Source organism: Streptomyces sp. TLI_171, assembly GCF_003610255.1.
In the GTDB taxonomy this organism is placed as follows: Bacteria; Actinomycetota; Actinomycetes; order Streptomycetales; family Streptomycetaceae; genus Kitasatospora.
Genome location: NZ_RAPS01000001.1, coordinates 6,376,317 through 6,394,249, shown reverse-complemented (window position 1 = coordinate 6,394,249; position 17,933 = coordinate 6,376,317). Strand labels below are relative to the sequence as shown.

The 17,933-nt window shown below is 74.9% G+C and carries 19 protein-coding genes; 6 read left to right on the top strand and 13 right to left on the bottom strand.

Features of this window, described 5'->3' with window-relative positions; all coding sequences use genetic code 11:
* Nucleotides 1–76: 76 nt before the first annotated feature.
* Both BX266_RS28395 and BX266_RS28390 read left to right on the top strand, forming a co-directional pair.
* A complete protein-coding gene (locus BX266_RS28395; RefSeq protein WP_143687018.1) occupies nucleotides 77–2,314 on the top strand; it encodes a SpoIIE family protein phosphatase in 2,238 nt (745 codons plus the stop codon).
* A gap of 112 nt (nucleotides 2,315–2,426) precedes the next feature.
* Nucleotides 2,427–3,206: a VOC family protein gene (locus BX266_RS28390; RefSeq protein WP_099904356.1), complete on the top strand. Its 780-nt coding sequence runs from the start codon at nucleotides 2,427–2,429 to the stop codon at nucleotides 3,204–3,206.
* A 72-nt stretch (nucleotides 3,207–3,278) separates the two neighbouring features.
* Here the strand turns inward: BX266_RS28390 and BX266_RS28385 are convergent, their stop codons facing one another.
* Nucleotides 3,279–4,178 carry a M56 family metallopeptidase gene (locus BX266_RS28385; RefSeq protein ID WP_099904354.1) on the bottom strand — a complete coding sequence of 300 codons (900 nt, stop codon included), beginning with the start codon at nucleotides 4,176–4,178 and terminating at the stop codon, nucleotides 3,279–3,281.
* Nucleotides 4,175–4,552, bottom strand: a complete 378-nt coding sequence (locus BX266_RS28380; RefSeq protein ID WP_099904352.1) for a BlaI/MecI/CopY family transcriptional regulator — start codon at nucleotides 4,550–4,552, stop codon at nucleotides 4,175–4,177. Before BX266_RS28380 ends, BX266_RS28385 begins: the two co-directional genes overlap by 4 nt.
* Before the next feature lie 169 nt (nucleotides 4,553–4,721).
* Here BX266_RS28380 and BX266_RS28375 point away from each other — a divergent pair, with 169 nt between their 5' ends.
* Both BX266_RS28375 and BX266_RS28370 read left to right on the top strand, forming a co-directional pair.
* Nucleotides 4,722–5,744, top strand: a complete 1,023-nt coding sequence (locus BX266_RS28375) for a C40 family peptidase (RefSeq protein ID WP_099904350.1) — start codon at nucleotides 4,722–4,724, stop codon at nucleotides 5,742–5,744.
* Between the two features lie 101 nt (nucleotides 5,745–5,845).
* On the top strand, nucleotides 5,846–7,054 hold the full coding sequence (locus tag BX266_RS28370; protein WP_099904348.1) for an aminotransferase class V-fold PLP-dependent enzyme: 1,209 nt from the start codon (nucleotides 5,846–5,848) through the stop codon (nucleotides 7,052–7,054).
* A gap of 12 nt (nucleotides 7,055–7,066) precedes the next feature.
* Here the strand turns inward: BX266_RS28370 and BX266_RS28365 are convergent, their stop codons facing one another.
* The 6 genes from BX266_RS28365 to BX266_RS28340 all read right to left on the bottom strand — a co-directional run bounded on the left by BX266_RS28365 (nucleotide 7,067) and on the right by BX266_RS28340 (nucleotide 10,949).
* Nucleotides 7,067–7,468: a DUF3224 domain-containing protein gene (locus tag BX266_RS28365; protein ID WP_099904346.1), complete on the bottom strand. Its 402-nt coding sequence runs from the start codon at nucleotides 7,466–7,468 to the stop codon at nucleotides 7,067–7,069.
* A 10-nt stretch (nucleotides 7,469–7,478) separates the two neighbouring features.
* A complete protein-coding gene (locus BX266_RS28360) occupies nucleotides 7,479–7,907 on the bottom strand; it encodes a hypothetical protein (RefSeq protein ID WP_143687017.1) in 429 nt (142 codons plus the stop codon).
* Between the two features lie 282 nt (nucleotides 7,908–8,189).
* Complete coding sequence (locus BX266_RS28355) at nucleotides 8,190–9,083, bottom strand: carbohydrate-binding protein (RefSeq protein WP_099904342.1); 894 nt, start codon at nucleotides 9,081–9,083, stop codon at nucleotides 8,190–8,192.
* Nucleotides 9,084–9,267: 184 nt separating this feature from the next.
* Entirely contained in the window at nucleotides 9,268–10,128 is an 861-nt protein-coding gene (locus BX266_RS28350) for a helix-turn-helix domain-containing protein (protein WP_099904340.1), read from the bottom strand.
* An 81-nt stretch (nucleotides 10,129–10,209) separates the two neighbouring features.
* The gene (locus tag BX266_RS28345) at nucleotides 10,210–10,650 is read right to left on the bottom strand and encodes an SRPBCC domain-containing protein (RefSeq protein ID WP_099904338.1); all 441 of its coding nucleotides are present in this window, start codon (nucleotides 10,648–10,650) and stop codon (nucleotides 10,210–10,212) included.
* Nucleotides 10,647–10,949, bottom strand: a complete 303-nt coding sequence (locus BX266_RS28340) for a helix-turn-helix transcriptional regulator (RefSeq protein WP_099908396.1) — start codon at nucleotides 10,947–10,949, stop codon at nucleotides 10,647–10,649. Before BX266_RS28340 ends, BX266_RS28345 begins: the two co-directional genes overlap by 4 nt.
* A 105-nt stretch (nucleotides 10,950–11,054) precedes the next feature.
* On the opposite strand from BX266_RS28340, the gene BX266_RS28335 reads away from it, so the two are divergent.
* Nucleotides 11,055–11,603, top strand: coding sequence for a TIGR03086 family metal-binding protein (locus tag BX266_RS28335; RefSeq protein ID WP_099904336.1), 549 nt, complete (start codon nucleotides 11,055–11,057; stop codon nucleotides 11,601–11,603).
* Here BX266_RS28335 and BX266_RS28330 read toward each other — a convergent pair.
* Both BX266_RS28330 and BX266_RS28325 read right to left on the bottom strand, forming a co-directional pair.
* Nucleotides 11,572–11,910: a hypothetical protein gene (locus BX266_RS28330; protein ID WP_259464891.1), complete on the bottom strand. Its 339-nt coding sequence runs from the start codon at nucleotides 11,908–11,910 to the stop codon at nucleotides 11,572–11,574. The two genes, BX266_RS28335 and BX266_RS28330, sit on opposite strands and share 32 nt — an antisense overlap.
* 12 nt (nucleotides 11,911–11,922) lie before the next feature.
* Complete coding sequence (locus BX266_RS28325; RefSeq protein WP_120314432.1) at nucleotides 11,923–12,705, bottom strand: DeoR/GlpR family DNA-binding transcription regulator; 783 nt, start codon at nucleotides 12,703–12,705, stop codon at nucleotides 11,923–11,925.
* Nucleotides 12,706–12,863: 158 nt separating this feature from the next.
* On the opposite strand from BX266_RS28325, the gene galK reads away from it, so the two are divergent.
* Nucleotides 12,864–14,009, top strand: a complete 1,146-nt coding sequence (gene galK / locus BX266_RS28320; RefSeq protein ID WP_099904332.1) for a galactokinase — start codon at nucleotides 12,864–12,866, stop codon at nucleotides 14,007–14,009.
* A 129-nt stretch (nucleotides 14,010–14,138) separates the two neighbouring features.
* On the opposite strand, the gene galT is transcribed toward galK, so the two are convergent.
* From galT to BX266_RS28305, 3 genes are all read right to left on the bottom strand, one after another.
* Complete coding sequence (galT, locus tag BX266_RS28315) at nucleotides 14,139–15,221, bottom strand: galactose-1-phosphate uridylyltransferase (protein ID WP_099904330.1); 1,083 nt, start codon at nucleotides 15,219–15,221, stop codon at nucleotides 14,139–14,141.
* Between the two features lie 137 nt (nucleotides 15,222–15,358).
* On the bottom strand, nucleotides 15,359–17,002 hold the full coding sequence (gene pgm / locus BX266_RS28310; protein ID WP_099904328.1) for a phosphoglucomutase (alpha-D-glucose-1,6-bisphosphate-dependent): 1,644 nt from the start codon (nucleotides 17,000–17,002) through the stop codon (nucleotides 15,359–15,361).
* Between the two features lie 139 nt (nucleotides 17,003–17,141).
* Complete coding sequence (locus tag BX266_RS28305; protein ID WP_259464890.1) at nucleotides 17,142–17,927, bottom strand: LysR family substrate-binding domain-containing protein; 786 nt, start codon at nucleotides 17,925–17,927, stop codon at nucleotides 17,142–17,144.
* Nucleotides 17,928–17,933: the final 6 nt, after the last annotated feature.

Genomic DNA, 17,933 nt, shown 5'->3' with positions numbered 1-17,933 from the left:
TGTGACCTTCTTCCCTTCAGGCCGCTCGGGGTCTCTGAAAGCCTTGCTTTCCACAGCCCTGCCGAAGGAGATCCCCGTGACCGGCACCCCCCGGCGCGCCGTCCAACTGCTGCTCGTGGCCGCCGCCTCGCTCTGCGTGCTGCTGCCCCTGCTGCGCGGCGCCACTGCCGCGGGGGCGGTCACCGAGTTCGGGATCGGCCGGAACGGGGCGGTCGCCGCCCAGCTGACCGCCGCCCTGGCGATGCTCACCGCGCTGCTCGCCGCCGGCCGCGCGGTCGACCGCTGGGGCTGGCCGCGGATCCTGCGCTGGACCCTCGGCCTGATGGTGCTCGGCGGGACGGTCGCCGCCACCGCCGACCGCACCTGGGTGTACCTGGCCGGTCGCGCCGTCGAGGACGCCGGCTCGGCCGGGGTGCTGATCGCCGCGCTGGCGTCCGTCCCGCTGCTGAACCTGCCGGGCCGGATCAGCCGGGTGATCGGCGGGGCGATCGCCGGCGTCGCGGCGGTCTTCGTGGTCGGCGCGAACGTCGCGGTGCGGATCGACGCGCTGCTGGGCTGGCGGCTCGGCGAGGCGGTGGTCCCGGCCGCGGCCGGCCTGCTGCTGCTCGCCGCGCTGCGCCTGCTGCCGCGCGACCGGACCGCCCGCACCGGGAGCCGCACCGCCCCCGTGTGCGGCCCGGGCGTCGCGGCGGCGGCGCTGCTGGCCGTCGCGGGCCTGGAGCTCGGCCCGCTGCGCGACTGGTCCGACCCGTACGTGGGCGCGCTGCTGTGCGCCGCGGCCGCACTGTTCGGGGCCTGCCGGGTGCGGACGGTGCTGCTGCGCCGCCGCGGCGCGGCGCCGCCCTCCCCGGCGGTGCCGGTGGCGGCCGCGGGCGGGGCGATGGCGGCCGGCGCGACGCTGGGCTTCGTCCAGCTGGTGCTGACCGCGGCCGTCCCGGTGGCACTGCTGCAGCGCGGGGTGTCGCTCCCGCACGTCACGCTCGCGATCTCCGGGTACGGGGTGGGCATGCTGGCCGCCGGGCTGGTGGCCCGGCACTGGCGGCTGACCCCGCTGACGGGCTCCTCGCTGGGGCTGCCGCTGGCGGCCGTCGGCCTGGCCGCGCTGCACTTCCTGCCGTCCGGCGCCGGGCAGGCCGCGCTGCTGTCCGGCGCGGTGGCCGCGCTGGTGGGCTTCGGGCTGGTGGTGGCGCAGATCCCGTACCTGGCGGGGTTCCTGGCCGCGCTGCCGCGGCAGCGGCGGGCGGCGGCGTCCGCGCTGTACCCGGTGGCGATCCTGCTCGGCGGGGTGCTCGCCGAGGCGGTGCCGGGCAGCACCAGGCTGCTGACCGGCGAGGGCGGCCCGCCGGACCTGGCCACCGTGCTGTGGGTGGGCTGCGGCGTGGTCGCGGTGGTGGCGACGCTGCTGGGCCGCCCGGTGGTGGTGCTGGCGGTGGCCGCGACGGCGGGCCTGCAGCACCTGCTGCTGGAGGTGCTGGCCGGCTCGCGGGTGGCGGACCGTCCGGCCGCGTCGGCGGCGGCGCTGGCGGTGGGCGCGGTGATGGGGCTGGTGGCGTGGAGCCGCCGCCAGCAGTCGGAGCGGCTGGCCCGGGTGCGGGCCAGCGAGATCGCGCTGCAGCAGGCGGTGCTGCATCCGATCCCGGAGCGCCTCGGCGACCTGCGGCTGGTCGGCCACTACCAGCCGGCCACGGCGGGCACCGGCGTCGGCGGCGACTTCTTCGAGGCGGTCCGCACCCCGCACGGCACCCGGGTGCTGATCGGCGACGTGCGCGGCAAGGGTCTGCAGGCCGTGCAGACCGTCACCGACCTGCTCGGCTGCTTCCGCTCGCAGGCCCACGAGACCGCCGACCTGGGCGAGCTGGCGGCCCGCCTGGACCGGCACCTGACCCGGCTGGCCACCGCCCGGGGCGACCAGGAGCTGTTCGCCACCGCGCTGCTGCTGCAGCACCGCGACGGCGTCGACCAGGTCGAGGTGGTGAACTGCGGGCACCTGACCCCGCTGCGGATCGGCCCGGCCGAGGTCCGCGCCGCCCCGGTGCCCTCGCTGCTGCCGCTCGGCCTGGGCGCGCTGGGCACCGGCCGGGCGCCCGTCCCCACCCCGCTGGCGCTGCCGGACGGCTCGGCGCTGCTGCTGCACACCGACGGGCTGAGCGAGGCCCGCAACTCCTCCGGCGAGTTCTACCCGCTGGGCGAGCGGCTGTCCGCGCTGCGCGCGGCCGATCCGCGCCGGCTGATCGCCGATCTGGCCGAGGACGTCCGCGACTGGACGCACCTGCTGTCCGACGACATCGCGCTGATCGCCCTCACCCGGGCGTAACGGGCGGGGTGTCCGGTGGCGGATTCCCGGGCGCACCCCGAGGGTGACTTGCGGGGGAAGCACCGGATGTCCTGACCTGTCCCGACCGGGTCCTGACCGGAATGAGCGTGAGATGCCCGAAGTCACCACCCCGTACCTGACCGGCACGCCGTGCTGGGTCGACCTGATGGCGAAGGACCAGCAGGCCGCGCTGGACTTCTACCGCGACCTGCTCGGCTGGCAGGGCAAGCCCGGCCCCGCCGAGTTCGGCGGCTACGCGGTCTGCGAGCTGAACGGCAAGGCGGTCGCCGGGATCGGCCCGACGATGGCGCCGGAGGGAATGCCGGAGCCGCCCACCGTCTGGACCAGCTACCTGGCCAGCAGCGACGCCCAGGCCACCCAGGACGCGATCGTGGCGGCCGGCGGCACCCTGCTGGCGCCGGTGATGGACGTCGGCAAGCTGGGCCGGATGCTGATCGCCGCGGACCCGCAGGGCGCGGTGTTCGGCGTCTGGCAGCCCGGCGAGTTCTTCGGCGCCCAGGTGGTGAACGAGTCCGGCGCGGTGACCTGGAACGAGCTGCACACCAGCGACGTCCCGGCGGCCACCGCGTTCTACGGCGAGGTGTTCGGCATCGAGATCGAGCCGCTGGACGGCGCCGACTCGTACTGGGAGGCGCGGGTCGGCGGCCGCGCGGTCGGCGGCGTGACCCTGCTGGCCAACGACCCGCCCGGCACCCCGGCGCACTGGCTGACGTACTTCGCGGTGGACGACGTGGACTCCACCGTGGACGCGCTGGTCCGCTCCGGCGGCACGGTGCTGGCCCCACCGTTCGACATGATGGCGGGCCGGATGACGGTGGTCGCCGACGCGCAGGGCGCGCCGTTCGCGATGATCAGGCCGCAGCCGATGTAGCCCGGCCGCGACCGCACCGCACCGCCCGTCCCGGTCCCTCCGGGGCGGGCGGTGCGGTGTTCCTCCGGCGCGCTACGGCAGGACCGGGCCGCAGGTGATCAGCAGCGGCAGGACGGGCGCGGCGGCGCCGGTCAGCGCGGCGGCCAGACGCACCGCGGGGTGCGGGGCGGCGGCGGGGGCCAGCAGGCGGCGGACCCGGAGCAGCGCGGCCGGGCCGCCGGCGGCGAACGCGGCGTGCGGCACCTGACCGTCGGCGACCCGGTACATGGCGGCGGCGAGCACGGTGCGCGGGTGGCGGCGCACCGCGCGGTCGTCGGCGGCCATCTCCAGCAGCAGCGGGGTCTCCCGGGCGGCGAGCCGGGCCAGCGGCAGGAACGGGAAGGCGGCGGCGAACGCGTCGGCGGCGGCCAGGGCCAGGTGGTGGCGGCCCGCGACGTGCGCGCGCTCGTGGGCGAGGACGGCGGCGAGCTGCGGGGCGGTGAGCAGTTCGACGGCCCCACGGGTGAGGACGATCCGGGAGTGCCGCCCGGGCAGGCAGTACGCGGCGGGGGTGGCGTGGTGCAGGACGTGCGCGCCGAGCGCGGGGTCGCGGGCCGCCACCAGGTCGAGCAGGCGGCGGTGACGGCCGCGGTGCCGGGCGGTGCGGGCCAGGGCCCCGGCGAACCGGGACAGCGGCCAGAGCGCCGTCGCGGCGGGCAGCAGCAGGCGCCAGCCCGCGGCGGCGGCCCCGCCGGGGTGGTCGACGCCGCAGACGTGCAGCAGGCCGACCAGTCCGAGGTGCAGGTGGCCGCCGGGCACCGCGAGGTGGTGGACGCCCAGCACCAGCGCGGTGACGAAGGACAGCGCGAGGCCCTGCCAGAGCGCGACGGCCAGGTGCGGCGCGCGGTGCGCCCACTGCGCGCGGGCCAGCGGCAGCGGGCCGAGCACGCCGACCAGGGCCGCGTAGCCGAGCAGGGCGAGCGCGGCGGTCACTGCGGGGCGCCCGGCTGGTCGCGGTCCACCGACTCGATGGCGGCGCGCAGGGCGGCGAGCTCCTCCGGGGTGAGCTGCTCGACCAGGTGGGCGAGCGCCCCGGTCGGGTTGGGGCTCTCGCCGAGCACGTCCCGCATCAACGCCGCGCTGTACGCCTCGCGGGTGCAGGCGGGCCGGTAGCTCCAGGCCCGGCCGGACTTCTCGCGGCGCAGCATGCCCTTGCGATGCAGGATGTCGGCGACCGTCATGACGGTGGTGTAGGCGAGCGGACGGGACCGGTTGAGGTCGTCGACGAGGTCGCGGACGGTGGCGGGGCGGTCCCAGGTCCACAGGCGGTCCATGATCTCCGCCTCCAGGTCGCCGAGTCTGCGCACTGGCCGCTCCGCCCTTGTCTCTCGTGGGTGTCCCCCGTGGTCCGCCACATCGTAGTGGGCGGGGCCGGCGGTCGGGGGTGGCTTGCCGGTCGATCTACTGAACTACTAAGTTGTCTCGTAGAGATCGCCCGGACGGCGGGTGCCCCGACCCGAGGAGAGACCGCAGCCGATGGCCACACATCGACGGCCCCGACCCGCCGGACGCTCCAGGACCGCCGTACTCGGCGCGGCCGCCGGAGCCGCCGTCCTGCTGCCCGTCGCCACCGCCTCCGCCGAGCCCACCGCCAACCTCGACCAGGTCAAGGCCAAGGTCGACGGCCTCTACGAGGAGGCCGAGGCGGCCACCGAGCAGTACAACAAGGTCGACGAACGCTCCAAGCAACTCCAGTCCGAAGCAGGGAAGTTGCAGGACCGGCTCGCCGGCCAGCAGGGCAGGATCCTGCAACTCAGGGAAACCCTCGGTGCGTTGGCCGCCGAGCAGTACCGCACCGGCGGCCTCGACCCGAGCGTCCAGCTGATGCTCAGCTCCTCCCCCGACGCCTACCTCAGCCAGGCCGGCCTGCAGGGCCTCGCCGCCGCCCAGCAGAGCGAGACCCTGCGCAGCGCGCTGCGCCTGCAGCAGTCCATCGACCAGGAACGCGCCGAAACCGCCGCCAAACTCGCCGAGTTGGAACAGGCCCGCAGCACCCTCGCCGCCAAGAAGACCGAGATCCAGGCCAGACTCGCCGAGGCCGGCCGCATCCTGGCCGGCCTCAGAGCCGCCGACCGGGCCCGCGTCCTCGGCGACGACACCCAGGCCGCATCCCGCACTGCGACCCGCGGCCAGACCTACACCGGCCCCGCCACCGGCCAGGTCAGAGCCATCCTCGACTTCGCCTACGCCCAGCTCGGCAAGCCCTACCAGTGGGGCGCCGAGGGCCCCGGCTCCTACGACTGCTCCGGCCTCACCCAAGCAGCCTTCCGCGCCGGCGGCATCGCCCTCCCGCGCGTCACCCAGGACCAGTGGAACGCCGGCAAGCACGTCGCCAGGGCCGACCTCCAACCCGGCGACCTGCTCTTCTACTACAGGGACCTCCACCACGTGGGCCTCTATCTCGGCAACGGCAAGCTGCTGCACGCCCCCCGCACCGGCAAGAACGTCGAGATCGTCGACATGAACGTCATGCCGTACATGGGCGCCGTCCGCCCCTGACCGCCCGCCGCGGCGGCCTGCGGGGCCCGGGGCGGCGGGTGTGTCAGGATTTCCGCAGGTCGCCGGGGTGCGGATGCCCCGGTGCGGATCGGAGAGCCACCGTGGGAACCGTCGTCGCGCCCAAGCCGCTGCTGCTCCGGGACGGGCGGCCCGCCGCTGCGGGCTGGTCGCTCGATCCGGGGATGCGGCACCTGAACCACGGGTCGTTCGGGGCGGTCCCGGTGGTGGCGCAGCGGGAGCAGCAGCGGCTGCGCGAGGAGATGGAGCGCTCGCCGGTCGTGTGGTTCCCGGCGCTGCCGGCGCGCATCGCGGCGGCCCGTGCGGCGGTCGCCGGGTTCCTGGGCGTGCCGGCCGAGTTCACCGCGCTGGTGCCGAACGCCAGTGCCGGGGCGAGCGCGGTCTACTACAGCCTGCCGCAGCGGGACGGCGGCGAGGTGCTGGTGACCGACCACGGGTACGGGGCCGTCACGATGGGGGCCGCCCGGCTGGCCCGGCGCTGGGGCGGGCGGATCAGGGCCGCGCACGTCCCGCTGGCGGCCGGGGCGGAGGAGGCCGCGGCGGCCGTGCTGGAGCAGATCGGGGAGCGGACGGCGCTGATCGTGCTGGACCAGATCACCTCCGCGACCGCGCGCCGTCTCCCGGTGGACCTGATCGGCCGGGCCGCGCGGGAACGCGGCATCCCGCTGGTGGTGGACGCCGCGCACGTGCCCGGGCTGGTGGAGGACCCGCTGGCCGGGGCGGAGTGCGACGCCTGGATCGGGAACCTGCACAAGTTCGGCTGCGCGCCGCGCGGCACGGCCGCGCTGGTCGCCCGCGGCGAACTCCGGCACTCGCTCTACCCGTTGATCGACTCCTGGGGCGCCGAGGACCCGTTCCCGGAGCGCTTCGACAGCCAGGGCACCCTGGACGCCACCGGCTACCTGGCGGCGCCGACCGCGCTGGACTTCGTCGCCGACCAGTGGGGTTGGGCCGAGGCCCGCCGCTACATGACCGAACTGGCCGACTACGCGGAGGAGTTGATCGGCGAGGCGATCACCGCCGCGACCGGCGAGCCGGCCGCGGCCCGGGTCGGCATGCCGGTGAACGCGCTGCGCCTGGTGACCCTCCCGGCGGGCCTTGGCCGCACCCGCTTGGAGGCGGACGCCCTCCGCGACCGGCTGGCCGCCGAGTCGGGCGTCGAGGCCGCGTTCACCAGCTTCGACGGAACGGGCTACTTCCGGCTCTCGACGCACGTCTACAACACCCCGGACGACTACGAGTACTTCGCGGAGCGCTGCGTCCCGGTCCTCTGCGCCTGGGCCCGCAGCTGACCGCCCGCGGGCCTAGAGGGCGTAGTCGAGCTGGATCCGGTGCGTCCCGTCCTCGTCGATGACGATGCTGCCGGTGCCGGTGATGCCGGCGAGGTCCGCGGTGCCGCTGGCGGGGACGATGACGAAGTACTCGGCGTCGCGGCCGGTGCCGAGGGTGGTGGCGGAGTGGGCGAAGTTGAAGGTGCCCTCGGCGTCGTGGAGGCGGCCGGTGAAGGACTCCATGGCGAGGTAGGTGCCGACGCCGGCGGCGTGGTCGAAGGCGGCGGTGAAGAGGGTGGTGGAGCGGCCCTCGATCTCGCCGGTGAACTCCTTGCGCATGGTGGCGACGCCGACCGCGACGCCGGTGCTGATGTCGCTCTCGGGGACGGGCGCGGGGGTGAACTCGGGGACGGTGAAGGTTCCTGATGCTCGCATGGGCGGGATGCTAGGGGTCGCCGCCGACAACGGCCCGCGGCGCGAGGTCAGGGGGTGAGCGCGCCGGCCAGCACCAGTTCGGCCTCGTCGTTGAGGGCGACCGGTAGCCGCGGAATCTCCCCCCGGTCTGCTGGGCGGCCCAGGCCGGTTCGACCGGCAGTCTGTCGCGGGTCCACAGGCCGAGTGCGGTCCGTACACCGCGGATCCGTCCGAGGGCGGCGTTCAGTTCGCGGCCCGCCTCGGCCGCGTCCGCGGTCCGGACGGCGAGCGCGTCGGCGAATTCGGCGGCGGCCGGGCCGCCGGAGCCGGCGGCGAGGAAGGCGAGCGGCGCCCAGGCCCCGGGGGCGCTGAACACCGTGCTCCGCCCCGGCTCCGCGGCCTCGCGCCCCCAACGGGAGGTCAATCGGTTGACGGCGCGGACGGTGTGGCGCACGGGCACGGTGCGGCTCTCCCCCTGGACGGTGGTCGTCCGCCGGAGCGTAGACGGGCCGCCCGGGCCGCCGCGAGCGGATATCCGCGGCCGAGGGGGGTGCGTGCGGGGGTGCGCCATGGCGGCTCGCGCACCCCGCGCTCGAGCCGCCATGGCGCTGGCGGGCGCGACCCCGGCCCTCCAGGTTTTCCCCTCCCGTGGAGTGGGGCCGCACCGCCGCTTCGGGATGGCTGTCGCCGCTGACCGCCCCGCGTGGGGGTGGGCGCGGTCAGCGGCGGGACCGGGGTGGGGTCAGCGGCGGGACCAGAGCGCCGGGACGTTCGGCGGCTCCCAGCCGGCGTAGGCGGTGTGCGCCTGGATGCAGACGTACGTGACGCCGTTGTAGGTCACCTGGTCGCCGACCTTGTAGCTGGCGCCGACCTTCCAGGTGGTGGTGCCGCCGGAGCTGCTCGGGCTGGGGCTGGGCGAGCCCTGGGTGGGGCTGCCGCTGGGGCTGGTGCTGGGCCGCGGCGTCCCGTTCACGTTGAGCACGAAGTCGAAGCTGGCCTCGCGCCCGTTGCCGACCTGGCGGACCGTCATCACCAGGTCCGGGTCGAAGATGGTGTCGGTGGCGTTGCGCGGCTCGTTCGGGAAGTACAGCTGGGTGGTGAGGATCGGCTGCCCGGGGGCCTGCACCTTGACGTGGATGTGCCGGGTGCGGCCCGGGTAGAGGCCGGGGACGATCGTGGTCAGCGTGTACCCGCCGTTGGCGTCGCTGAACTGGTGCCCGCGGAAGGTGTATCCGCTGTTGTCGTAGTTGCCGTTGTTGTCGGCCTGCCAGAAGTCCAGCAGGGCGCCGGGGATCGGGGCGCAGTTGCGGCCGAACACGTAGCCGCTGACGGTGAGCGGGGTGCCGACGGTGCCGCTGGTGACCAGACTGGTGCGGAGCGGGGAGCCGGGCTTGAAGTACGGGCCCTCGATCTGCTCCTCGGTGACGGCGTCGCCGTCCTGGCACTCGGGGGTGAGCGGGAGCCGGGCGGACCCGGCGGCGGCGTTGTCGCGGGCCAGCGCGGTTCCGCCGCCGATCAGCACGGGTGCGGCGCCGGCCAGCGCGGCGGCCTTCAGCAGGCTCTTGCGGCTGATCTTCCGATCGCCCAGGCGGTTCGAGTGGTCCGGGTCGTCCAGGGGGCTGTGGGGGGTGGACATGGCTCTCCGTTCGGGTGCTTCGTCGGTCGCTCGGTAGCCGCACGCCCGGGCTCCCTTGGATGGGACATGACACCTGGAGAGGTCGGGTCTCCCGGCACGGCGGCGCTGTGTGGGGTGCTACAGACGCTAGGCCCTGCCCCGCCGGGCCGTCGATGGACGCGGGCGGCGGGACGTGGTGCATTCCTCAGGCCCCGCCGCTCCGCTCCCGGAACTCCCCCGGGGTGCGGCCGACCTCGCGCCGGAAGAAGCGGCAGAAGTACGCCGGGTCCGAGAACCCGGCCGCCGCGGCGACCTGACGGATCGTCAACTCGGTACTGGCCAGCAGCCGCTTCGCCTCCAGGGTCTGCTGCTCGCGCACCAGGCGGGCCGGGGTGCGGCCGGTGGCCTCCTTCACCACCTCGTGCAAGTAGCCGGCCGAGACGCCGAGTTCGCGCGCCAGGGCGAGCACCGAGCGATCGGTCCGGCCGCCCTCGGCGATCATCCGGCCGAACCGCTCCGCCAGTGGGTGCGCGGCCGCTCGCGCCCTTCCCGCCCCGTCGGCCATCCGCAGCGCGCGCACCAGCAGCACGTGCAGCAGCGCCTGCAGCACGCCCGGCGCGCCGTCCAGCCCGGCCTGCTGCTCGGCGGTCAACTCACCCAGCAGGTGCCGCAGTTCGCGGTCGCCGCGGTGGTCGGGGCGGGGTGGCGGTTCGGCCGCCAGCGCCCGCAGTAGCCCCAGATCCTCCGGATGCCGCAGCAGGAAGTCCTCGTTGAACAGCAGCACCCACCCGTCCAACTCCCGCACTTCCCGCCAGTGGTGCACCTGCCCGGGCAGCACCGCGAACAGCACCGGCGGCTCGACCCGGTACTCCGCCAGGTCGACCACGTGCGCCCCGCTCCCCGCCGTGACGTACGCCAGCTCGTAGAACGCGTGCCGGTGCGGGAACTCCGCCCGCGACAGCGGCCCGATCGCATCGAAGGATCCGACCGCGAACGGCATCAACCCCCGGTCCGGCACGTCCAGTTCATGCAGTTCCAACCCGGCGGCCGTCGATCGGAGCGTCATCCCGCCAGTCTGCGCGGCCCCTCGGCCCCCGTCCAGTGGTCCAGACCAACTGGCACACCCCGGCACACCGGGCCCGGGGGTCTAGCCGTTCAGCCAGGGATCGGGGCCGGGGTCGTGGCCGGTGGCGCGGACGGTGAGGCGGTCCAGGTAGTGGGACCAGCCCTGGGCGTGGGGGGTGCGGGCGGCCGGGGGGAGGTCGCGGTGGGTGAAGGTGAGCAGGGTGCCGTCGCCGTCCGGGGCGAGGGTGACTTCAACGGTGCTGGCGCCGGGCGGGACACCGTGGTCGCCGGCCTCCCAGCCCCAGGTGAAGACCACGCGGTGGGGCGGTTCGAGGACCAGGAACTCGCCCACGGCGTAGTGGTCGGCGTTGACGTTGGTGCGGTACTTGCCGCCCGGGGCGAAGGAGAAGTCGCCGTCCCGGCCCATCCAGGACAGCCACTTCTCACGGTCGGTGAAGAAGGCGAACACGGTCTCCGGGCGGGCGGCGATCCGCCGCTCCAGCACCACCCGATCGGTCGTCATCCCCCGGCCTCCTCGGCCTCGGCCAGTTCGGCCAGCACATCGAGCTTCGCGGACCACATCGACTGCAGGTACGCCGCGAGCGGCCCGAGCGCCTCGCGGTCCGCCCGGTAGTAGCGCTTGCGGCCCTCCTGGCGGAGCGTCACCAGCCCGGCCTCGCGCAGCACTTTCAGGTGCTGGGAGACCGCGCCGAAGGTCACCTCGAACCGTTCGGCGATGTCGCCCGCGCACAGCTCGTCCTCCCAGACCAGCCGGAGGATCTCGCGACGGCGGGGCTCGGCGATCACTTGCACCGCTTCCATGACCGTCATTTTAGTCCGTCCTTCAGCTTCGGCTTGCGGCGGGCGCTGTCGTTATTTTAGTCTTGACTAAATCAATGAGCCCGAGCACACCCGAGGGACATCGCCATGCAGACCGCACTGACCGAGTTCGCCGCCCTGTTCGCCCGGACCGCCGCGGGCATCCCGGCCGAGCACCTGACCGCCGCCACCCCGTGCGAGAAGTTCACCGTCACCGACCTGCTCGCCCACCTGGGCGGTTTCCTCCCCGACGCCGAGCGCGCCGCCGCCAAGCTTCCGCGCACCGGCGAACCCGCCGCCCTGACCGGCCCCGCGGAGGTGGCCGCCGGCGCCGAGCGCACGGCCGCGGCCTGGCTGCGGCCGGGAGCGCTCGCCGGGGACACCGAGTTCGGCCCGGGCACCGTGCCCGCGGGCCTGGCCTGCGCCGTCACCGTTCAGGAACTCGCCCTGCACGGCTGGGACCTGGCTCGCGCCACCGGGCACCCGTTCCCGGTCGGCGAGCAGGCGGGCGCCGAACTCCTCGACGTGGTGCGGCAGATCGCCGACCAGGCCCGCGCCAACGGCGGCTACGCAGACCCCCGCCCCGCCCCTGCCGAGGCCACCGACTTCGACCGGGCGCTCTCCCTCAGCGGCCGCGACCCGGGCTGGATCCGCTGACCCCGCCCGTCGGCCGGAGTTCGACACACCCGGCCACCAACTCGTGCAGCAGGTAAGCCGCTTCCTGCACCTGCTCGGCCTCCGCCCCCTGGTAGCAGTGCGCGTTCGCCTCCGTCGCGGCGAACACGTCGACCAGCACGTTCACCGCGGCCCGCGGAATCGCGTCCCGTTCCGCCCAGGCGGCGGCGCAGCGCTGCAGCGCGTCCGCGAGCGCGTCGAACGCGGCCCGGTCGAAGCCCGCGCGCAGGTGCAGCGGGCCGTCGAAGCGCTGCCAGGCGGCGAGCAGGCTGCGGGTCGGATCGTCCACGGGCTCGGCGGCTCAGACGACCAGGAGTTCGCCGCAGGATTCGGCGAGGACGGCGCGGGCCGGGGCCGGGAGGCCCTGGTCGGTGATGAAACAGTCGAGGTCGGTGAGGGCGGCGAAGGAGCTGAGGCCGACGACGCCCCACTTGGTGTGGTCGGCGACCGCGATGGTGCGGTGGGCGGAGGCGATCAGGGCGCGGTTGGTCTGGGCCTCGGCGAGGTTGGGGGTGGTGAGGCCGGCGCGTTCGCTGACCCCGTGGGCGCCGATGATCAGCAGGTCGACGTGCAGGGAGCGGATCGACTGGTCGGCGAGCGGCCCGACCAGGGCGGCGGAGCGGGTCGGCGCGCCACCGGTGAGCAGCAGCGCGGGGCCGTGGTCGCCGCCGCGGGTGCGGACCAGTTCGGCGACCGGGAGGGAGTTGGTGACCACGGTGAGGCCGGGGACGTCCAGCAGGCGGGTGGCGGCGGCGTAGGCGGTGGTGCCGGCCGAGATCGCCACCACGCTGCCGGGCTGGACCTGGGCGGCGGCGGCTTCGGCGAGCGCGGCCTTGGTGTCGGTCTCCAGGCCCGACTTGGCCTCGAACGCGGGCTCCTCGGCGGTGGCGGTGCGGGCGACCGCCCCGCCGTACACCTTGCGGACGTTGCCGGCCCGGGACAGCGCGTCCAGGTCGCGGCGGATCGTCATGTCGGACACGCCCAGCTGGTCGACGAGTTCGGCGACCTTGACCGCTCCGTCGCGGCGCACCTGGTCGAGGATCAGCGCCCGCCGCTGGTCGGCGAGCAGTCCGCTGTCGGTCACTGTGCCCTCTGTTCTCTGGGGGAGTTGCTCAGCATAGTTGGACCGGATCGAACGGGGTGCCGACCGAACCCTGTTCGTCTGTGATGTTGTGTGTTTGAATATGTTTGGTAAGTAGGCTGCCAGGCCTGTTCCGCCCGTGCCCCGCTGGAGTGAGCCCGATGACCACCGATGCCGCCGCCGCCTTCGCCGCCGCTTTCGGCGACACTCCCGACGGCGTGTGGGCCGCGCCCGGCCGGATCAACCTGATCGGCGAGCACACCGACTACAACGAGGGGTACGTGCTGCCCGCCGCGCTCCCCCACGCCACCCGGGTCGCCGCCCGGCGCCGCCCGGACGGCGTGGTGCGGCTGTACAGCGCGCAGGGCGACGGCCAGGTGACCTCGGTCGTGCTGGACGGCCGGGCCCCCGGCAGCGTGCCGGGCTGGGCCGCGTACCCGGCCGGGGTGTTCTGGGCGCTGGCCGAGGCCGGCCACGCCGTGGGCGGCGCCGACCTGGCGTTCTCCTCGGACGTCCCCACCGGCGCCGGGCTCTCCTCCTCCGCCGCGCTGGAGTGCGCCACCGCGATCGCCCTGGACGAGCTGTACGGCCTCGGCCTGGACGCCCCGGGCCGGGCGCTGATCGCGCAGCGCGCCGAGAACGCCTTCGTCGGCGTGCCGTGCGGGGCGCTCGACCAGATGGCGTCCAGCTGCTGCGTCGAGGGCCACGCCTTCTTCCTCGACACCCGCACCCTGATCGGCCGTCAGGTTCCGCTGGACCTGCCCGCCGTCGGGCTGACCCTGCTGGTGGTCGACACCCGGGTGAAGCACGACCTCGGCGACGGCGCGTACGCGGGCCTGCGGGCCGGCTGCGAGCGGGCCGCCGAGCTGCTCGGCGTCCCGGCGCTGCGCGACGTCGCCGCCGAGGAGCTGGCGGCGGCCGAGGAGAAGCTGCCCGCCGACCTGCGCCCGCTGCTGCGCCACGTGGTGACGGAGGACCAGCGCGTGCTGGACACCGTCGCCGCGCTGGACGCCGGCGACCCGCGCGCGCTCGGCCCGATCCTGACCGCCGGGCACGCCTCGCTGCGCGACGACTACCGGATCTCCTGCCCCGAGACCGACCTGGCGGTGGCGACCGCGAACGCGGCGGGCGCGCTCGGCGCCCGGATGATGGGCGGCGGCTTCGGCGGCTCCGTCCTCGCCCTGGTCGACTCGGACCGCCTGGAGGCCGTCGAGAGCGCCGTGCACGCGGCGTTCGCCGAGGCCGGGTACGGCGCCCCGCACACCTTCACGGCGACGCCCGCGCAGGGCGCGCACCGGGTGGGCTGACCGGCCGAGATCCGCGGACCCGCTCGGAGCAGGGCAGCTGCCCTTCCGGGCGGGTCTTCTGCATGTCCGGGAACGCGAAGGAACCCGCCCACGGCGCGGGCGGGTTCCAGGGGTCGCGGGGGCGGCGGGTTACAGCTCGCGGAGGGTGCGGGCGGCCGTCTCGGGGCGGATGTCGTTCATGAACGCCCCCATCCCGGACTCGGTGCCGGCCAGGTACTTGAGCTTGCCGGCGGTCCGGCGGATGGTGAACAGCTCCAGGTGCAGGGCGAGTTCGACCTCCGCGGGCCGCGGGGTCTGGTGCCAGGCGGCGATGTAGGGGGCCGGCTCGGGGAACAGCCGGTCGAAGCGGCGCAGCAGGTCCAGGTAGATCCGCGGGAACTCGGCGCGGGCGGCTTCGTCCAGCCCGGTCAGGTCGGCGACCCGCCGGTTCGGGTAGAGGTGCACCTCGTACGGCCAGCGGGCGGCGAAGGGCACGAACGCCGTCCAGTGCTCGCCGGCCAGCACCACCCGGGAGTCCTCCGCGCCGATGGTGGACCGCTCGGCGGCCAGCACCTCGTCGTACAGGTTGCGGCCGGTCTCCCGCTGGTGGGCGGCGACCCGGTCGAGGGCCTGCGCGGTGCGCGGGGTGGTGAACGGGAAGGCGTAGATCTGCCCGTGCGGGTGCCCGAGGGTGACGCCGATGTCGGCGCCGCGGTTCTCGAAGCAGTAGACCTGGCGGACGTCCGGCCGGGTGTGCAGTTCGGCGGTGCGGTCCGTCCAGGCGTCCAGGACCAGGCGGGCCCGCTCCTCGGTGAGGTCGCCGAACGCCGCGCCGTGGTCGGAGGTGAAGCACACCACCTCGCAGCGGCCGGTGCCCGGGGCGAGCGCGTACGGGCCGTCCGACCAGGGGGCGACGTGCTCGGCGGAGGAGGAGGCGAGGGACGGGAAGCGGTTCTCGAAGACCGCGACCTGGTAGTCCTCGGCCGGGATCTCGCTCAGCCGGTCGCCGAGCGAGGGGCAGAGCGGGCACTCGTCGGCCGGCGGGTGGTAGGTGCGGGCCTGGCGGTGGGCCGCGACGGTGACCGCGTCGCCGGTGAACGGGTCGACGCGGATCTCCGAGACGCTCGCGGCGGGCTCCAGCGGACGCCGGTCGACCGCGTCGCGGGACGCCGGCTCGGTGTCGTAGTAGATCAGCTCGCGGCCGTCGGCCAGCTTGGTCACCGTCTTGTGCACGGCGGCACTCCTCAGGGTTCGAGTCACGGCCCGGGGGCAGGGCGAGCCGGTACATCAAACATCTTCGAACATGGCGCACCACAATGCAACACCCCTCCCGCGCGGGGAGGGGTGTGCAGGGGTGGACGGGAAGGCGGTCAGGCCTTGGCGAGGACCTCGGTGACCAGGTCACGGGCCTCGGACTGGACCTGCGCGAGGTGGTCGGCGCCGAGGAAGCTCTCGGCGTAGATCTTGTAGACGTCCTCGGTGCCGGACGGGCGGGCGGCGAACCAGGCGTTCTCGGTGCAGACCTTGAGGCCGCCGATCGCGGCGCCGTTGCCCGGGGCGTGGGTGAGGACCGCGGTGATCGGCTCGCCGGCCAGCGCGTCGGCGGTGACCTGCGAGGGGTCGAGGGCGGCGAGCGCGGCCTTCTGCTCGCGGTCGGCGGGGGCGTCCACGCGGGCGTAGACGGGGTCGCCGTGGGCGGCGGTCAGCTCGCGGTAGAGCGCGGAGGGGGTGTTCCCGGTGACGGCGGTGATCTCGGAGGCGAGCAGCGCCAGCAGGATGCCGTCCTTGTCGGTGGTCCACGGGGAGCCGTCGCGGCGCAGGAAGGAGGCGCCCGCGGACTCCTCGCCGCCGAAGGCGACCGTCCCGCCGAGCAGCCCGTCGACGAACCACTTGAAGCCGACCGGGACTTCGAGCAGGTCGCGGCCGAGCGAGGCGGCCACCCGGTCGATCATCGAGGAGGACACCAGGGTCTTGCCCACGGCCGCGGCCGCGGGCCAGCCCGCGCGGTGCCGGTAGAGGTAGTCGATGGCGACGGCCAGGTAGTGGTTGGGGTTCATCAGGCCGCCGTCGGGGGTGACGATGCCGTGCCGGTCGGCGTCGGCGTCGTTGCCGGTGGCCAGGGTGTACGCGTCGCGCTTGTCGATCAGCGAGGCCATCGCGTACGGCGAGGAGCAGTCCATCCGGATCTTGCCGTCCCAGTCCAGCGTCATGAACCGCCAGGTGGGGTCGGTGAGCGGGTTGACCACGGTGAGGTCCAGCCGGTGGGTCTCGGCGATCCGGCCCCAGTAGGCGACGGACGCGCCGCCCAGCGGGTCCGCGCCGATCCGCACCCCGGCCGCCCGGACGGCCTCCAGGTTCAGCACGGCGGGCAGGTCGTCGACGTAGCCGCCGAGGAAGTCGTACCGGCCGGTGGTGTCGGCGGCCAGCGCCCGCGCGTACGGGACGCGGCGGACGCCGGCCAGGCCGGCGGCGAGCAGCTCGTTGGCGCGGCGTTCGATCCAGCCGGTGGCGGTGGAGTCGGCCGGGCCGCCGTGCGGCGGGTTGTACTTGAACCCGCCGTCGGCGGGCGGGTTGTGCGAGGGCGTCACCACGATGCCGTCGGCGAGCGCCGCGGGGCGGGTGCGGTTGTGGGTCAGGATCGCGTGCGAGACGGCCGGGGTCGGGGTGTACCCGTCCGCGGTGTCCAGCAGCACGGTGACGCCGTTGGCGGCCAGCACCTCCAGCGTGGTGGCGCGGGCCGGCTCCGACAGCGCGTGGGTGTCGATGCCGAGGAACAGCGGCCCGGTGGTGCCCTGTTCGGCCCGGTAGTCGCAGATCGCCTGCGCGGTCGCCGCGATGTGGTCCTCGTTGAACGCCGTCCTCGACGCCGAGCCCCGGTGCCCGGAGGTGCCGAACGCCACCCGCTGGGCGACCTCCGCCGGATCCGGGTGCAGCGAGTAGTACGCCGTCACCAGCCGGGCGACGTCGATCAGATCCTGCGGCTGCGCCGGCTGGCCGGCCCGTGCGTGCACCATCGTGGCCACTCTCCTCGGTCGGTACGGCAAGGATGCCCGTCCGACCATCATGCGGGCCAGGGCGCACCAACTCCGGGAACGCCGGGAAGCGGGCGGCTGACGGTGCGTCGGCCGCCGCGTGACGCGTACCGGTCGGCGGCTACCGCTTGCGGCCGCGCTTGGGCTGGGCGGTGCGGCTGCCGCCGGTGCGGGCGCCGCCGGCCCCGCGCTGGCCGGGCTTGGGCTTCTGCTGGGTGCGGGACGCGGCCTGCGGCTTGCGCGCGGTCTGCGGCTTCGGCTGCCGCTGCTGTTCGGCGGCGGCGGTCCGGCCGCGCGAGCTGTTGGCGGTGCGGCCGCGGACGATGCCGATGAACTCCTCCACCAGGTCGGTGGTCGCCGCCTCCGGCCAGGCCAGTGCGACCTGCGACTGCGGGACGTCGGCCAGGGTGCGGTAGGTCAGGTCGCGCCGGTGGTGCAGCCGGGCCAGCGACTGCGGCACGGCCAGCACGCCGACGTTCGCCGCCACCAGCTCGATCGCGTCGCCGGTGGTCGCGGGCCGCTCGAACGCGGGGCGGCCCGGCAGGCCGTCGGGCCACTCCAGCACGTCGTCCTGCGGGTGGAAGACGATCTCCTCGGCGAGGTCCGCGACGGTGACCTCCTCGGCCTCGGCGGCACCCAGCCAGTGGTCCTTCGGGAACACCACCACGGTGGTCTCGGTGTACAGCGGGATCGCGCTCAGCACCGTCCGGTCCACCGGCAGCCGCACCAGACCGGCGTCGGCCCCGCCGGTGAGCAGCAGCCCGTGGCCCTCCGACGGGGTGGACTGCAGCAGCTCCAGCCGGACGTCCGGCAGCCGCTCCTCCCACACCCGCAGCCACTTGGTGGGCGTCACCCCGGGCACGTACGCCAGGCGGAAGGATGCGGAGTGCTGCTCGATCTCGGTCACACGCCC

Excerpts from the sequence above, each read along its gene's own strand:
- BX266_RS28350 (WP_099904340.1), bottom strand. The coding sequence starts at position 10,128 with ATGACGCTCCGATCGACGGCCGCCGGGTTGGAACTGCATGAACTGGAC.
- galK (WP_099904332.1), top strand. The coding sequence starts at position 12,864 with ATGACCACCGATGCCGCCGCCGCCTTCGCCGCCGCTTTCGGCGACACT.
- BX266_RS28390 (WP_099904356.1), top strand. The coding sequence starts at position 2,427 with ATGCCCGAAGTCACCACCCCGTACCTGACCGGCACGCCGTGCTGGGTC.
- BX266_RS28345 (WP_099904338.1), bottom strand. The coding sequence starts at position 10,650 with ATGACGACCGATCGGGTGGTGCTGGAGCGGCGGATCGCCGCCCGCCCG.
- BX266_RS28340 (WP_099908396.1), bottom strand. The coding sequence starts at position 10,949 with ATGGAAGCGGTGCAAGTGATCGCCGAGCCCCGCCGTCGCGAGATCCTC.
- BX266_RS28365 (WP_099904346.1), bottom strand. The coding sequence starts at position 7,468 with ATGCGAGCATCAGGAACCTTCACCGTCCCCGAGTTCACCCCCGCGCCC.
- BX266_RS28355 (WP_099904342.1), bottom strand. The coding sequence starts at position 9,083 with ATGTCCACCCCCCACAGCCCCCTGGACGACCCGGACCACTCGAACCGC.
- BX266_RS28335 (WP_099904336.1), top strand. The coding sequence starts at position 11,055 with ATGCAGACCGCACTGACCGAGTTCGCCGCCCTGTTCGCCCGGACCGCC.
- pgm (WP_099904328.1), bottom strand. The coding sequence starts at position 17,002 with ATGGTGCACGCACGGGCCGGCCAGCCGGCGCAGCCGCAGGATCTGATC.
- BX266_RS28375 (WP_099904350.1), top strand. The coding sequence starts at position 4,722 with ATGGCCACACATCGACGGCCCCGACCCGCCGGACGCTCCAGGACCGCC.